General features: G+C 71.9%; 16 protein-coding genes. 3 read left to right on the plus strand and 13 right to left on the minus strand.

Annotated features, from left to right (window positions below):
- Window positions 1–32: 32 nt before the first annotated feature.
- From hpnE to ACIGO6_RS38235, 11 genes are all read right to left on the minus strand, one after another.
- Window positions 33–1,469, minus strand: a complete 1,437-nt coding sequence (gene hpnE / locus ACIGO6_RS38185) for a hydroxysqualene dehydroxylase HpnE (protein WP_399884786.1) — start codon at window positions 1,467–1,469, stop codon at window positions 33–35.
- Window positions 1,466–1,624 (minus strand): DUF6380 family protein, encoded by a 159-nt coding sequence (locus ACIGO6_RS38190; RefSeq protein ID WP_399884788.1) that lies wholly within the window; start codon window positions 1,622–1,624, stop codon window positions 1,466–1,468. Before ACIGO6_RS38190 ends, hpnE begins: the two co-directional genes overlap by 4 nt.
- The gene (gene hpnD / locus ACIGO6_RS38195) at window positions 1,624–2,574 is read right to left on the minus strand and encodes a presqualene diphosphate synthase HpnD (RefSeq protein ID WP_399884790.1); all 951 of its coding nucleotides are present in this window, start codon (window positions 2,572–2,574) and stop codon (window positions 1,624–1,626) included. Before hpnD ends, ACIGO6_RS38190 begins: the two co-directional genes overlap by 1 nt.
- Window positions 2,571–3,473, minus strand: a complete 903-nt coding sequence (hpnC, locus tag ACIGO6_RS38200) for a squalene synthase HpnC (RefSeq protein ID WP_399884792.1) — start codon at window positions 3,471–3,473, stop codon at window positions 2,571–2,573. The genes hpnD and hpnC overlap by 4 nt, the downstream gene beginning before the upstream one ends.
- Before the next feature lie 359 nt (window positions 3,474–3,832).
- Entirely contained in the window at window positions 3,833–4,618 is a 786-nt protein-coding gene (locus ACIGO6_RS38205; protein WP_399884794.1) for an ABC transporter ATP-binding protein, read from the minus strand.
- A complete protein-coding gene (locus ACIGO6_RS38210; RefSeq protein ID WP_399884796.1) occupies window positions 4,611–5,540 on the minus strand; it encodes an ABC transporter permease in 930 nt (309 codons plus the stop codon). Before ACIGO6_RS38210 ends, ACIGO6_RS38205 begins: the two co-directional genes overlap by 8 nt.
- Window positions 5,541–5,662: 122 nt before the next feature.
- Window positions 5,663–6,535, minus strand: a complete 873-nt coding sequence (locus tag ACIGO6_RS38215; protein ID WP_399884848.1) for a glycosyltransferase family 2 protein — start codon at window positions 6,533–6,535, stop codon at window positions 5,663–5,665.
- Window positions 6,536–6,543: 8 nt separating this feature from the next.
- Window positions 6,544–7,323, minus strand: coding sequence for a CDP-alcohol phosphatidyltransferase family protein (locus ACIGO6_RS38220; protein WP_399884798.1), 780 nt, complete (start codon window positions 7,321–7,323; stop codon window positions 6,544–6,546).
- Entirely contained in the window at window positions 7,301–8,362 is a 1,062-nt protein-coding gene (locus ACIGO6_RS38225; RefSeq protein ID WP_399884800.1) for an iron-containing alcohol dehydrogenase family protein, read from the minus strand. Before ACIGO6_RS38225 ends, ACIGO6_RS38220 begins: the two co-directional genes overlap by 23 nt.
- The gene (locus ACIGO6_RS38230) at window positions 8,350–9,102 is read right to left on the minus strand and encodes a sugar phosphate nucleotidyltransferase (RefSeq protein ID WP_399884802.1); all 753 of its coding nucleotides are present in this window, start codon (window positions 9,100–9,102) and stop codon (window positions 8,350–8,352) included. The genes ACIGO6_RS38225 and ACIGO6_RS38230 overlap by 13 nt, the downstream gene beginning before the upstream one ends.
- A complete protein-coding gene (locus ACIGO6_RS38235) occupies window positions 9,099–10,916 on the minus strand; it encodes a DUF5941 domain-containing protein (protein WP_399884804.1) in 1,818 nt (605 codons plus the stop codon). The genes ACIGO6_RS38230 and ACIGO6_RS38235 overlap by 4 nt, the downstream gene beginning before the upstream one ends.
- Window positions 10,917–11,399: 483 nt before the next feature.
- Between ACIGO6_RS38235 and ACIGO6_RS38240 the strand changes: the two genes are divergently transcribed.
- A complete protein-coding gene (locus tag ACIGO6_RS38240) occupies window positions 11,400–12,338 on the plus strand; it encodes a cation diffusion facilitator family transporter (protein ID WP_399884806.1) in 939 nt (312 codons plus the stop codon).
- A gap of 161 nt (window positions 12,339–12,499) precedes the next feature.
- A complete protein-coding gene (gene idi / locus ACIGO6_RS38245; protein WP_399884809.1) occupies window positions 12,500–13,093 on the plus strand; it encodes an isopentenyl-diphosphate Delta-isomerase in 594 nt (197 codons plus the stop codon).
- 18 nt (window positions 13,094–13,111) lie between these two features.
- On the opposite strand, the gene ACIGO6_RS38250 is transcribed toward idi, so the two are convergent.
- Window positions 13,112–13,564 carry an ATP-binding protein gene (locus tag ACIGO6_RS38250; protein WP_399884850.1) on the minus strand — a complete coding sequence of 151 codons (453 nt, stop codon included), beginning with the start codon at window positions 13,562–13,564 and terminating at the stop codon, window positions 13,112–13,114.
- Between the two features lie 204 nt (window positions 13,565–13,768).
- Here ACIGO6_RS38250 and ACIGO6_RS38255 point away from each other — a divergent pair, with 204 nt between their 5' ends.
- A complete protein-coding gene (locus ACIGO6_RS38255; RefSeq protein ID WP_399884811.1) occupies window positions 13,769–14,512 on the plus strand; it encodes an enoyl-CoA hydratase/isomerase family protein in 744 nt (247 codons plus the stop codon).
- 6 nt (window positions 14,513–14,518) lie between these two features.
- Here ACIGO6_RS38255 and ACIGO6_RS38260 read toward each other — a convergent pair whose 3' ends face one another.
- Complete coding sequence (locus ACIGO6_RS38260; protein ID WP_399884813.1) at window positions 14,519–15,154, minus strand: DJ-1/PfpI family protein; 636 nt, start codon at window positions 15,152–15,154, stop codon at window positions 14,519–14,521.
- Between the last annotated feature and the right edge of the window lie 57 nt (window positions 15,155–15,211).

Raw genomic sequence — 15,211 nt, forward strand, 5'->3', positions numbered from 1 at the left:
AGTGCGGGCGTCGGCCCCGCGCGGATCGGTTCTCACGCCGCCTCCTCGAAGAAGTCGGGGAGGAGGCCGCGGGACCGGCCCAGGGCGTCGAGCGCGGCGCCCGCCGCCCCGACGCCGCTGCGAACCGCACTCTCCATGGTCGCGGGCCACCCGGTGGCGGTCCACGCTCCGGCCAGGTACAGGCCGGGTGCCTTGGTGCGGGCGCCGGGCCTGAGCCGGCCGACGCCGGGGGCGGGAGCGAAGGTCGCCGCACGCTCCCTGGTCACGAAGAAGTCCTTCACCTCGGCACCCCGGGTGCGGGGCAGCAGCCGCTCCAGTTCGGGCAGGTACCGCTCGCGCAACGCGGCCACGGGCTCGTCGATCTCGTCCTGGGCCGTCGACTGCGACAGCGCCAGGTACTGACCGTCCTTCAGCCCGGAGGCCTCGGTGCGGTCGAACACCCACTGCACGGGGGTGCCGAGCGCCGTGAGGAACGGCGTGGCGAGCACCTTGCGGTCGTAGACGACGTGGATGTTGAGGATCGGCGCGGTGCCGATCTCCAGCAGGTTCCCGGGGGCGTCGAGGGCGCCGGCGGGCAGCAGGTCGTGCGCCTCGCGCTGCGGTACGGCGAGGACGACCGCGTCCGCCTCCAGCGTCTCGTCGGGAACCTGAACGCTCCAGCCGCCGTTCTCGTTCTTGGAGACGGAGGTGACGCGTGTACGGACCTCGGTACGGACGCCCACGGAGTCGAGCGCCCTGCGGGCCAGCCGGTCGTGCAGTTCACCCAGCGGGACGCGGGCCCACCCGATGTCGGCCGCGCCCGGGTCGGACAGCAGACCGGTCTTGAACACCATCGCGGCGAGCCCCAGGGAGGCGTCGCCCGCGACCGCGTTGAGGGTGGCGACCCCGACCAGGTCCCACAGGGCCTCGACGGCGCGCGCCGACTGACCGTGCGCGGCCAGCCAGCTGCCGAAGTCCTGGGTGTCCAGCGCCGGATCGGCGAGGTCGAGGCCCCCCAGCGCGAGCGCGGCACGCCCGACCGCGGCGCGCTCGGCGAGCGAGAGATGCGGGTACGTGGCGAGGCTCCGCCCCAGGTGCAGAGGTACGGGCAGCGCGTCGCGCCGCAGTCTGCCGAGCCGCCGTCCCTCCGGCCGGGCCACGTCGACGACGGGCACGTCGAGACGTTCCTGCACGGGAGCGAGCGCGGTTCCCCCGATGCGGTCGAGGAACCAGCGGTAGGCGGTGCAGCAGCGCAGGTACACGTGCTGGCCGTTGTCGACGGTGAGGTCGCCGCGCTGGAAGGAGAAGGCCAGCCCGCCCAGGCGCGGCCGGCCCTCGAGCAGGGTGACGCGCACCCCGGCGTCGGCGAGCGCGAGCGCGGCGGTCACCCCGGCGAGTCCGCCACCGACCACGACGGCGTGTGAGCCGGGGCGGACGGCGGAGACGTCCGCGAGCCGCCCGCCGTCACGCGTGCCGTTGCCGTGGGTCATGGTGCGCCCTTCCCTGTCCGGTGGCGGTGGTGCTTGAACGGCGTACGGCCGACCGTCTCAGTCAGGGACGCCGACCGCCACCGGAGGGTTGCCCGCCGTTCTTCGCCGGCGCCGTCGCCCCGGTCCGGCGTGTCGAGTGTGCCGGGTGTGTCCATCAGGCGCGCCTCCTGACGGCCCGCCGGGTGACATGCCGGGCGTCCAGTCCGGACAGGCCGCGCACGGCGACGTACGCCTTCTCGCGTCCGGGCAGCGAGACGCGGCCGCGCAGCACGGCCTCGGGGTCGCGCTCGATGCGGTCCAGGAGGCGGCGGTAGATGCCGGCCATGGCGGCGACGCAGGCCCCGCTGCGCCGGTCGAGCATCGGGAGCAGCCGGTAGCCCTCGGCGAAGAGGGCGCGGGCCCTGCGCACTTCGAAGTGCACGAGGCCCGCGAAGTCGGCGCCCTCCGGTGGGGTCGGCCCGGCGAACCCGGTCGAGCAGCCGAACTTGGCCAGGTCGTCGGCGGGCAGGTAGGTGCGCCCGCCCTCGGCGTCCTCCCGGACGTCCCGGAGGATGTTGGTGAGCTGGAGCGCGAGCCCGAGCGTGTCGGCGTACTCGGGCGCGCGCTCGGCGCCGCGCGCCCCCGGTTCCGTACCGAAGACGCCGAGCGAGAGGCGTCCGATGGCGCCGGCCACGCAGCGGCAGTAGACCTTCAGGTCGTCCCAGGTCTCGTAGGTCTCACCGCGCAGGTCCATCTGGACGCCGTCGATCAGCTCGTCCAGCCCGCCGAGCGGGATCGGGAAGGCGCGCGCGGCGTGGGCGAGGGCGACGGCGACCGGGTCGGTGTCGTCCTCCTCGACCGCGCCCTCGTGGATGCGGGCGAGCACGGCCCGCGTCTCCTCGAGCCGGGTGACCTTGACGTCGTCGGGCAGTGCCCCGTCGCCGATGTCGTCGACGCGGCGCGAGAACGCGTACAGCGCCGACATCGCCCGGCGCTTGGGCGTCGGCAGGAGCCTGATGCCGTAGGCGAAGTTGCGGGCCTGCTGTCCGGTGACGGTCTCGCAGTAGCTGTAGGCGGCGAGTACCGGTGCCGACGTGTGCGCTGACGACTCCACGGTCCCGATCACCCCTCTCCTCGCAGGGTCACGCCCACCTCGCGCAGCAACTGCGCCTTGCCGGGCTTGGGCGGTCCGGGAAGTACGTCGTACTGAGCGGCGGTGATCGCCCGGAGGGCCGCCCGTCCTCCCGCCACGAACCCCGCGAGCAGCAGCCGCAGCCTTCCGTGGACGCTACCCACGAGGGGGGCGCCTTCATCCAGGAGGTCGCGGGCGCGCCCGGCCTCGTAGGCGACCAGGGCGCGCACCGATGCGCCGGCGCTCTCCCTGGCGAGGTCCGCCTCCTGGACGTGAAAGCGCTTCATGTCCTCGGCGGGCAGATAGATCCGGTCCCGGCTCAGGTCCTCGGCGACGTCCTGGAGGTGCTCGACGATCTGCAGGGCGGTGCAGATGGCGTCGGAGCAGCGGATCCGTTCGGGCGTCGAGGTGCCGGTGACGGCGAGGACGAGGTGGCCGACCGGGTTGGCGGACAGCTCGCAGTAGGCGAGGAGGTCGTCGTAGGTCTCGTAGCGCCGGACCAGCTGGTCCTGGCGGTTGGCGGCGATCAGGGCGAGGAAGGGCGCGGGGGTGAGGGAGCGGCGACGCACGGTGGGCCCAAGGCGCCGGAGCAGCGGGTGGCGCGGTGTCCCGTCGAAGACCCGGCGCAGGTCCTCCTCGAAGGCGTCCAGCATCAGCAGCCGGTCGTCGGCCCGGTCGGTGGGGACGCCGAGGAGGCGGGCGTCGGCGCCGCCGGGGGCCAGGTCGCCGTCACCGATGTCGTCGACCAGGCGGGCGAAGCCGTAGACGGCCATGAGGTCGGTGCGCCAGTCGCGGGGCAGGAAGAAGGGAGCCACGGGGAAGTTTTCACCCGCGGCCTTGTCGAGGGTGCCGCGCTCCGGATCGACGGCGTGCGCCGTTTCGGTGACCGTCATCGCGGGCTGCCCTGGGCGGCGACGGCGCATGCTTCGCGAAGCTGGGGAGTTTCCGTAGCCATTGCCGTCACATCTCCCGTTCTACACTGCCGACCCAATACATACTATTTCGGACACGCCGCCCCACCGCCCGCGCGGCGGGCCCGCTCGAGGGTGTCGGGCATTATCGCCCCATGTGCCGCGTTTCGGGACCGTTACAGCTTACGTTGTACAACTCGCGGCGTTCCGCCGGGGTGCGTCGCGCACCACGAGAACACGCCGATCACCTTCAAGATTCCTGACAACGCCAGGAGTTGACGCTTCCTTTGCAGACGCGGGACCCCGCCGGCACAGTTCCGGCGGGGTCCCGGCGTGTCGGGCTACTTGCCCGTGAACTTCTCGTACTCCTTGAGGACCTCGTCGGTCGGGCCGTCCATGCGCAGCTCGCCGCGTTCCAGCCAAAGGACGCGGTTGCACGTGTCGCGGATGGACTTGTTGTTGTGGCTGACCAGGAAGACGGTGCCCGCCTCCTTCTTCAGCTCCCGGATGCGCTCCTCGGAGCGCGTCTGGAACTTGCGGTCACCGGTGGCCAGGGCCTCGTCGATCATCAGGACGTCGTGGTCCTTGGCGGCGGCGATGGAGAACCGCAGGCGGGCGGCCATGCCGGAGGAGTAGGTGCGCATCGGCAGGGTGATGAAGTCGCCCTTCTCGTTGATCCCGGAGAAGTCGACGATGTCCTGGTAGCGCGCCTTGATCTGCTCGCGGGACATGCCCATCGCCAGCCCGCCGAGGATCACGTTCCGCTCGCCGGTCAGGTCGTTCATCAGGGCCGCGTTCACCCCGAGGAGGGAGGGCTGGCCGTCGGTGTAGACCTTGCCGCGCTCGGCGGGCAGCAGGCCGGCGATGGCCCGCAGCAGGGTCGACTTGCCCGAGCCGTTGGAGCCGATCAGGCCGATGGCCTCGCCCCGGTAGGCGACGAAGGAGACACCCCGGACGGCGTGCACCTTGCGCACGCCCCGCGCCGCGTCGTCGGAGCCTCGCTTGAGGATGCGGCTCAGGGCCGCCGTCGCACTGCCCTTGCCGGTCCTGGCGCCGTTGACGCGGTAGACGATGTGCAGCTCGTCCGCGATGACCGTCGGCACCCGTTCGCCCTGTTGCTCAGCCACGGCCGTACCTCTCCTCCGCCTTCCAGAAGTACACGAAGCCGCCCACGGCGAGCAGCACCGCCCAGCCGAGCGCCACCGCCCACACGTGCGGCGGCAGGTTCTCGGAGCCGTAGCCGTCGATCAGCGCGAAGCGGATCAGGTCCATGTAGACGGCGGCCGGGTTCCACTGGAGCACGTCGGCGAGCCAGGCCGGCTTGTCCTCCAGCATGATCGGGATGGAGAACATCACGCCCGAGGCGTACATCCAGGTCCGCATGATGAACGGCATCAGCTGGGCCAGGTCCGGCGTCTTCGCGCCCATCCGCGCCACGATCAGCGCCAGCCCCATGTTGAAGAGGAACTGCAGGACGAGCGCCGGGATCACCAGCAGCCAGGACAGGGAGGGGTAGCTGCCGAAGCCGATCACCACGGCGAACAGCACGATCATCGACGCCAGCAACTGCTGGAGCTGCTGGAGTGCGAACGAGATCGGGAGCGAGGCGCGCGGGAAGTGCAGCGCCCGCACCAGTCCGAGGTTGCCGGAGATCGCGCGCACGCCCGCCATCGCCGAGGACTGGGTGAAGGTGAAGACGAACACGCCCGTCACCAGGAACGGGATGTAGACGCCCTTGTCCATCCCCCGGCCCGCGTCCAGGATCAGGCCGAAGATCATGAAGTAGACGAGCGCGTTCAGCAGCGGGGTGGCCACCTGCCACAGCTGGCCGAGCTTGGCCTGGCTGTACTGGGCGGTCAGCTTCGCCTGGGAGAAGGCGAGGATGAAGTGGCGCCGCCCCCAGAGCTGACGGACGTACTCCACGAGGGACGGTCGGGCACCGCTCACGGAGAGCCCGTGCCTGGCCGCGAGCTGGGCCGCCGTGAGGCCTTCGTCGGGCGACACGGGCCTGGTTGTGGCGACCGCGCCGTCGTGCGTTGTCTCACTCACTAGTGGATACTTTCGTCTTCGTCCCTGCGCGGCCGGACGGGCCTGGCAGGGGCCTGTCGGCCTCGGGAGGGGTCCGGGACGGACCCGGACGGGGCGGCAGGATGCCCTCGGGTACGAGCTTGTCAGATCACGGGAGGACGACCCAGCCGGGTCAGCCGCCACACCGTACGCCACTTCATGGGCCGGCGCGGACCGCACGGGCTGGCCCAGCCCTCCCGGAAGCCGCCGAACCAGGCCTTCAGGGCCGGACGCGAGGGTCGGCGCAGCAGGGTGAGCAGCATCCAGACCCCGAGGTAGACCGGGACGAGGAGTGCGGGCAGGTTGCGGCGGGCGAGCCAGACGCGGTTGCGGGCCACCATGCGGTGGTAGACCGCGTGGCGCGAGGGCGCGGTCGTGGGGTGGTTCAGCACCATGTCGGACCGGTAGTCGATCAACCAGCCCGCGTCGAGGGCCCGCCAGGCCAGGTCGGTCTCCTCGTGGGCGTAGAAGAACGCGTCCGGCAGGCCGCCGACCTGGGCGAGGACACGGGTGCGCACGGCGTTGGCGCCACCGAGGAAGGTGGTCACCCGGGAGGAGCGCATCGGGTCGGAGGCACGCAGCCGCGGGACGTGCCGGCGCTGGGTCTCGCCGGTGTCCGGGTCGGCGATGCGGAAGCTGATGATGCCGAGTTCGTCGTCGGCCGCGAAGGCCTGGCGGCACAGCTCGGCGGTGTCGGTGCGGGCGAGCAGGCCGTCGTCGTCGAGGAAGAGCAGGATGTCGACGTCCTGGCCGCCCGGGCCGAAGGTCTCGATGCCGACGTTGCGGCCGCCGGGGATGCCCAGGTTCTCGGGCAGCTCGACGGTGCGGACGCCGTCGGGCACCTCCGGGACGGGCGAGCCGTTGCCGACCACGACCACCTCGACCGGGTCGCCGTCCTGCTTCGCGACCGAGTCGAGCAGGGCGCGCAGTTCCTCGGGGCGGTTGCCCATCGTGATGACGACGGCGCCGACCTTCATGGCCCCGCTCACTTCAGCCTGCTGGAGGCGAGGATGGACACCAGGTGCAGCAGGGTCTGCAGCAGCGCGATGCCGGCGAGTACGGCGGTGCCGAGTCGGGTGAAGAACAGGTCGCCGCGGCTCGCGTCCACGATGGCGAGGACGAGGATCAGCAGGGACGCCTCGATGCCGAGGATCAGCCGGTGGAACTTGAGCGCGCCGGCGGCCCGGCGGGCCAGCGCCATCCCGGAGGAGCGGAGCTCGGACGCGGACTCCTCGACCGGCGCCTTGCCGGTCTGGTGCCGGGCGACACCCACGAGGTCGGTCTCGGCCTTGATCAGGATCGCGCCGAGGGCGGCCAGCGTGCCGAGGAAGGCCCACAGCCAGTCGATCCGCCCGGTGCCCCAGATGTCGGCGGCGCGCAGGCCGAGGCCGACCAGGACGGCGGCGTCGGTCAGGTAGGCGCCGACCCGGTCCAGGTAGACGCCGCCGAGGGAGTACTGCTTCTTCCAGCGCGCGACCTCGCCGTCGACGCAGTCCAGCAGCAGGTACAGCTGGACCGCCACGACGCCGAGCACGGCACCCGTGATGCCCGGCACCAGCAGGGCCGGGGCCGCGAGCACGCCGCAGACGGTCATCAGGTACGTGAGCTGGTTGGGCGTGATCCTGGTGTTCACCAGATAGCGGTCGATCCGCAGCGAGACCTCGCGCATGTAGAGGCGTCCCGCCCAGTGCTCACCGCTGCGCCGGTCCTTGACCCCGGCGGGGTGGACGACCGGACGTAGTTCAGCTACCGATGGCCTTGACATAGTCGGCGTACAGGTCCTTGATCTGGTCGGTTTTCAGGTCGAGGTGCTCGAGGATCGTGTAGCGGCCGGGGCGCGTCTGCGGGGCGAACTCCACGGCCCGGAAGAACTCCTCCGGGGTGAAACCGATCTCCTCCGGCAGCACCGGCAGTCCGTGCCGGCGCAGGACCCCGGCCATGTGGGCCGACTCCTCGTGGGCGCCGCGCAGGTACATCGCGAAGGCCGCGCCCAGGCCGCACTGCTCGCCGTGGGCGGCGGCGCGCTGGGGGAAGAGCAGGTCGAAGGCGTGGTTGATCTCGTGGCAGGCCCCGGAGGACGGCCGCGAGTCGCCGGACACCGACATGGCGATGCCGCTGAGCACCAGCGCCTCGGCGAGCACCTGGAGGAAGTCGTTGTCCCCGATGCCGCCGGGGTGCCGGAGCACGGCCTCGCCGGCCTGGCGGGCCATCGCGGCGGCCAGGCCGTCGATCCGCTCGCCCTTGACCCGGTTGGCCAGCTCCCAGTCCGCGATCGCGGAGACGTTGGAGACGGCGTCGCCGATGCCGGCCCGCACGAAGCGTGCGGGTGCGGCGCGGATGACGTCCAGGTCGATCACGACGGCGATCGGGTTCGGGACGCCGTAGGAGCCGCGGCCCGCGTCGTTGTCGAGGGTGGCGACCGGGGAGCACAGTCCGTCGTGCGCGAGGTTCGTGGGCACGGCGACCAGCGGGAGGCCGATGCGCGCCGCGGCGAACTTGGCGCAGTCGATGATCTTGCCGCCGCCGAGGCCGACGACCGCGTCGTAGTGACCGCCCTTCATGGCGCCGGCCAGCTTGATCGCGTCGTCCAGGGTGCCGCCGCCGACCTCGTACCAGTCGGCGCCGGGCAGGGACGGGGCGACGCGCTCGCGCAACCGGGCGCCGGAGCCGCCGCTGACGGCGACGGCGAGCTTGCCCGAGTGGGAGACGCGCTCGTCGGCGAGCACGCAGCCCAGGTCGTCGAGGGCACCCGCGCGGATGTCCACGACGACCGGCGACGGGATGAGCCGCGTCAGTACTGGCACGCGATCTCCCTGCCCTTGGCGAGGTCGTCGTGGTTGTCGATCTCGACCCACTTGACGTCGCCGATCGGCGCGGTGTCGATCCTGAAGCCGCGGTTGACCAGCTCCTGGTAGCCGTCCTCGTAGTACAGCTGCGGGTCGCGCTCGAAGGTCGTCTTCAGGGCGTCGGCCAGGTCGGCGGCGGCCTCGCCCTCGATGAGGGTGACGCCGATGTACTCGCCGGTCGCGTCGGCCGGGTCCATCAGCTTGGTGATGCGCTGCACGCCCTTGTCGGGGTCGACGACGACCTTCATCTCCTCGTCGGCGAGGTTCTTCACCGTGTCGAGGGCGAGGATGATCTTCTTGCCGTCGCCGCGGGCGGCGAGCAGGGTCTTCTCGACGGAGACCGGGTGCACGGTATCGCCGTTGGCGAGGATCACGCCGTCCTTGAGGGCGTCACGGCCGCACCACAGGGAGTAGGCGTTGTTCCACTCCTCGGCCTTGTCGTTGTCGATGAGGGTGAGCTTGACGCCGTACTTCTGCTCCAGCGCCTCCTTGCGGTCGTACACGGCCTCCTTGCGGTAGCCGACGATGATCCCGACCTCGGTCAGGCCGACCTCGGCGAAGTTGGCCAGCGTCAGGTCCAGCACCGTGATGCTGTCCTCCGCGCCCTCGGGGCCGACCGGGACCAGTGCCTTGGGCAGGGTGTCGGTGTAGGGGCGCAGACGGCGTCCGGCGCCGGCCGCCAGCACGAGGCCGATCATGCGGGTTCTCCTTCGTCGTGTACGGCGGGTGCGCCGACCTTGTGGGCGGCGACCCAGAAGCGGATGCTCTCGACGAGCACCACGAGTGCCACGGCCACGGCGAGGACCGTGAGCGCGAGCTTGAACTGCGTGGCGGTGAGCAGCACGGCCAGCACGGTGATCACCAGCGTGCGGCCCTCGTGCCCCCCGACGGTCCGCACCAGCCACTGCGGCGGCGCGCCCGCGTCGCCGCGGATGCGGTAGACCGTGTCGTAGTGATGGTAGGCGACCGCGGCCACCAGCCCGAAAGCCGCCGGAAGCGCCCCGTTCACGTCGGCTTTCGCCGCCAGTACCAGGACGGTGCCGTATTCCGCGGCCCGGAAGAACGGCGGGACCAGCCAGTCGAGGGCGCCCTTGAGGGGGCGGGCGACGGCGAGGGCGGAGGTCAGGACGTACGCGACCGCGGCGACGAGCGGCCAGGGGCCGCCGAAGTCGGTGAGGGCTGCGGTGGCGACCACGGCCGCGCCGCCGAGGAGGGCGACGGCGGGTGCGGTGAAGCCGGGCAGCCTGCGTGCGCCCTTCCCGAAGCCCTTCGCGGCCGCCTCGGCGAGCGGACCCGAGTCCGCCAGGTCGGCCAGCGCCTTCGCCGCCCGGTCGGTGCGCGTGGCCCGGCGGGTCAGCGAGCGCAGCACCCGGCCCGCCGTGGTGTACGTCGCGGCGAACGCGCAGCCGATCAGCAGCGCGTAGAAGGTGATCCGGGGGGTGGTGGCCGCGGTCAGGACGGCGATCATGGCCCAGCGTTCGCCGATCGGCAGGACGATCATGCGGCGCACCCAGACCGTCCAGCCGACGCTGTCCAGCTTGTCGGAGAGGGCGGCAGTGGGGCTGGTGTTGGCGGTGGCGTCGTGGTTGGCCTCGTTGAAGGAGAAGTCCACGACGTGCCGGCAGGTCTGCAGGACCATCGCGCCGAGGGCCAGGGCCCACACGTCGTCGCCGCCGCGGGCGGCTCCGAGGGCGAGGCCCGCGTAGTAGGCGTACTCCTTGGCGCGGTCGAAGGTGGCGTCCAGCCAGGCGCCGAGCGTGGAGTACTGCAGGGAGTAGCGGGCGAGCTGTCCGTCGGTGCAGTCGAGGACGAAGGAGGCGATGAGCAGAATGCCGGCGGCGACGAAGCCGCCGCGGGTGCCGGTGGCCGCGCAGCCCGCCGCTATGAGCGCGGTGATGAGCGAGGCGGTGGTGACCTGGTTGGGGGTCAGGCCCCGGCGCGCGCACCAGCGGGCGATGTAGCGGGAGTACGGGCTGATGAAGAAGGTGGTGACGAAGCCGTCGCGGGCCTTGACCGCCGACTTCAGGCGTACGGCCTCGTCGTCGACGGCGGCGACGGCCTGCCGTGCCTCGTTGCGGGCCTGGGGGTCGGCGGGGACGACGGCGACGAGGCTGCCGAGCTCGGGCCGGTGCACGTCGGCACCGTCGCTGTCGAGGGCGGCGGTGATCCGGTCGGCGAGGCTGTCGACGTCCAGCGCCGTACCGCCGCCCGCGGAGTTCTCGCGGGCCATCGCACGGGTGAGGGCCTGGCGGGCGTCCGGCCGGGCCGTCACGGCGCCGGGGATCGCGGCGAGCGGGAAGCGAGGGTCGGTGAGGCCGAGACGCAGGGCGTGCGGATGGCCGACGAAGCGGGCGTCGACCACGGCGACCCGCTCGTCGCCCGGCACGCGGGCCAGCAGGGTCTCCGTGTCGTCGCTGCCGGAGGCGAGGTGGACGTCGAAGCCCAGGGACCGCAGCTCGCCCTCGATCGACGAACCGGGGACCGGCTGACCGGTGAGGATGGCGGTCGGCAACCGAACTCACTCCCTGGGTGCCGGCGACTGGGCACCGGGCCTGTGCATGGTGGGGCGCCCGTGCCTGTGGCGACACCCGGGCGGCATGTCGGCAGAGGTTATCGGATGCCTGGAACGCCGCGTTCACCGCCCGTTTCGCGATCGGTCGACGCCGCTTGCACCCGCCTTTGCCGCGATCATCATCGTGGATCCGGGGGCCGCCCCACAAACCGCGTTCACAGACCGGGCATCGCGGACATCGCACAGTGTCGACGCGTGTGCGCGGACGGTCAGGGTGCGCCTCGGGCGGACGGGTCACCCACACGGCCGCAGCACCACCTCCGGGCACCCGCGACGCCCTGACCTGCACCGCGACCTGCACGGCGTTTCCGCAGGTCAGAGCACATGACAACGGTGTTCAGTGCCGCGTTGCCCGATACCCCCCACCCGTAGTTGACTGTGTGCCGGACGCCGGAACCGGACATGTACAGGAGGCGGCTTCGCATGGGGGCTGGGCACGATCACGGGCATGCGCACGGGGCGCACGCCGGGGGTACGGCGACCGCCGCGTACCGCGGCAGGCTGCGGGTGGCGCTGGCGATCACGCTCACCGTCATGGTCGTCGAGATCATCGGCGGCGTGCTCGCCGACTCCCTCGCGCTGATCGCCGACGCGGCGCACATGGCGACGGACGCCCTGGGGCTGGGCATGGCGCTGCTGGCCGTCCACTTCGCGAGCCGGCCGCCGAGCGACCGGCGCACCTTCGGCTACGCCCGCGCCGAGATCCTCGCGGCCCTGGCGAACTGCGTCCTGCTGCTCGGAGTCGGCGGATACGTGCTCTACGAGGCCATCGAGCGGTTCATCACACCCGCCGGCACCGCGGGCGGACTGACCGTCGTCTTCGGCGCGATCGGCCTGGTGGCGAACATGGTGTCGTTGACGCTGCTGATGCGGGGCCAGAAGGAGAGCCTGAACGTGCGGGGCGCCTTCCTGGAGGTGGCGGCGGACGCGCTGGGCTCCCTGGCCGTGATCGTCTCGGCGCTGGTGATCCTGGCCACCGGCTGGCAGCCGGCCGACCCCCTCGCCTCACTGGTCATCGGTCTGATGATCGTGCCGCGCACCTGGCGGCTGCTGCGGGAGACCCTGGACGTGCTGCTGGAGGCGGCGCCCAAGGGCGTGGACATCGCCCAGGTGCGCGCCCACATACTGGCGCTGGACGGGGTCGAGGACGTCCACGACCTGCACGCCTGGACGATCACCTCCGGCATGCCGGTGCTCTCCGCGCACGTGGTGGTGAGCGGCGAGGCGCTCAGCGCGATCGGCCACGAGAAGATGCTCCACGAGCTGCAGGGCTGCCTCGGGGACCACTTCGACGTGGAGCACTGCACCTTCCAGCTGGAACCGAGCGGCCACGCGGAGCACGAGGCACGGTTGTGCCACTGAGAAGCCGGGAACGATCGTCCTTCGGACCCCTCCTCGGCGTCCGACCGGTGACGACCGCCGCCCGTGCCCCCGCGCGGGACATGCGGGTGTGCCGGGAAGTGCCGAGAGTGCCGGATTCGTACGGCAGACTGGGGGCGCGAGGACCGATGTGAAGGATGGGTATGCCGATCACTCCTGCCACCGCGACGCACAGTTCGTCGAGCGGCACCGCAGACGCGATTTTGCTGGAACTGGTCGACGAGAACGGTGTGACGATCGGCACCGCGGAGAAGCTCTCCGCGCACCAGCCGCCGGGGCGGCTGCACCGCGCCTTCTCCGTGTTCCTCTTCGACGAGCGGGGCCGGCTGCTGCTCCAGCAGCGGGCGCTCGGCAAGTACCACTCCCCCGGTGTGTGGTCCAACACCTGCTGCGGTCACCCCTACCCGGGCGAGGCGCCGTTCGCGGCGGCGGCCCGGCGGACGTTCGAGGAGCTCGGCGTCTCCCCGTCGCTGCTCGCCGAGGCGGGCACGGTGCGCTACAACCACCCGGACCCGGCCTCCGGGCTGGTCGAGCAGGAGTACAACCACCTGTTCGTCGGCCTGGTGCAGGCGGCGCCGCGGCCCGACCCGGAGGAAGTGGCCCAAACGGTCTTCGTGTCCCCGGCCGAGCTGGCCGAACGGCATGCGAAGGACACCTTCTCCGCGTGGTTCATGACGGTGCTGGACGCCGCCCGGCCCGCGGTCCGCGAGCTGACGGGCCCGTCCGCCGGCTGGTGAGGGGCGCGGGGGCCCGCGCTATCGCAGAACGGGTTTGAGCGGCAGGGCGGCCCAGATCACCTTGCCGCCGCTCGCCGTGTGGGCCACGTCGCACGCCCCGCCGGCCTCCCGGGTGATCTCACGTACCAGGAGCAGTCCGCGCCCGCCCGTCCGGCCGTGGTCGGTCTCCAGGGCGGTCGGGCGGTAGGGGTGGTCGTCCTCCACGGAGACCCGGACCCACTCGGGCCCGACGGCGACCTCCACGGCGAGCGTCGGCGACAGCACCGCCGCGTGCCGGACGGCGTTCGTGACCAGTTCCGAGACGATCAGCAGCAGGCCCTGTGCCACGTCGTCGGAGACCGGCACGCCCTGGCGCACCAGCAGGTCCCGCACCGCGTGCCGTGCCTGCGGGACCGATTCGTCCAGGGCGGGGGCGGTGAACCGCCAGACGCCTTCGTACGGCAGCGGTTGCGCGGGCCCGGTCTCGTCCATCGTCCGGTCGCCACCCTGGGGCTCGATTGTCACCACACCCCTGAGTGTTGGTAACGCGTCGCTCCGGATCGGAGAAGTGAACACAAGTCAGCAGGTATCGAACGCTTCTGATCGTTGGCGTATGACACGGTCAGTTGTGGGACCGTTCCTGTCGCGCTTGTACCGCCTGCGCGAACCCACCGGCCGACGGATAGCATCCGGACCATGGAGCCGCAGCTGCTGCACCGGGTCACCGACTCGGTCGCCACCGTCGTCGTCCACCACCCGGCCAAGCGGAACGCCATGACGGCCGCGATGTGGCGGGCGCTGCCGGAACTGCTCGGCACCCTGGCGGGCGATCCTTCGGTGCGGGCGCTGGTCCTCACCGGTGAGGGTGCGACGTTCTGTGCCGGGGCCGACATCTCGACCCTACGGGACTCCGCGGAGGAGGCGCAGCAGCTCGCCGTGAGCGCCGAGGACGCCCTCGCCGCCTTTCCCAAGCCGACGCTCGCGGCGATCCGCGGTCACTGCGTGGGCGGCGGCGCCCAGTTGGCGGCCGCCTGCGACCTGCGGTTCGCCGAGGAGTCCGCGCTGTTCGGGGTGACCCCGGCCAAACTGGGGGTCGTGTACCCGGCGTCCGCGACCCGGCGGCTGGTCGCGCTGACCGGGCCGGCCACCGCGAAGTACCTGCTGTTCTCCGGGGAGTTGATCGACGCCGGGCGGGCGCTGCGCAGTGGCCTGGTCGACGAGGTCGTGCCGGAGGGCGAACTCGACAAGCGGGTCGCGGAGTTCACCAGGATCCTGACCTCACGCTCGCAGCTGACGCAGGCCGCGGCGAAGGAGTTCGCCAACGGGCGCACGGACCGGGACGCGTACTGGGCCGCGCAGGCACGCGACAGCGGCGACACCGCGGAGGGGGTCGCCGCCTTCCTGGAGCGCAGGCACCCGCGTTTCACCTGGGGCCGGTGAGCGCGTCTACTTCAGGACGAACCGGTTCCCGGTGTGGAACTCGTCGACGAGATGTGCGGGGGCCTTCTGCGGGGAACCGGTGTCGTAGGGCGGCTGCGGGTCGTACTCCAGCAGCAGTTGGACCGCCTGGGCGTGCTCGTCGCCGGCGATCCGGCCGACCAGGGTGAGGCCCATGTCGATGCCGGAGGAGACGCCGGCCGCGGTGACGTACTTGCCGTCGGTGACCACCCGTTGCCCGGTCGGCTCGGCGCCGTACCGCTTCAGGAGGTCCAGGGCCAGCCAGTGCGAGGTGGCGCGGCGGCCGGTCAGCAGCCCGGCGGCGGCGAGCAGCAGGGAGCCGGAGCAGACCGAGGTGGTCCAGGTGCTGGTGGCGTCGGCGGCGCGCAGCCACTCCAGGAGGGTCGCGTTGTCCATCTGCGCGTCCTGGCCGGGACCGCCGGGCACGACGACGACGTCCGGACTCGGCACGTCCGCCAGGGACCGGTCGGCGGTCAGTGCCAGGTTCCCCAGCTCGCCCCGGACCGGGCCGGGCCGCTCGGCGACGAAGACGGTCTCCGCGTCCGGAATGCGGCTCAGGGTCTCGTAGGGGCCCACGGCGTCGAGGGCGGTGAAGCGGTCGAAGAGAACGATGGCGATCTGCACGTGTTTCCTTTCGGGGTGCTCGACTTACGGGTTCGTTCGACTTACGGGTTCGTTCGG

It is taken from the genome of Streptomyces sp. NPDC053750 (assembly GCF_044544295.1).
In the GTDB taxonomy this organism is placed as follows: Bacteria; Actinomycetota; Actinomycetes; order Streptomycetales; family Streptomycetaceae; genus Streptomyces.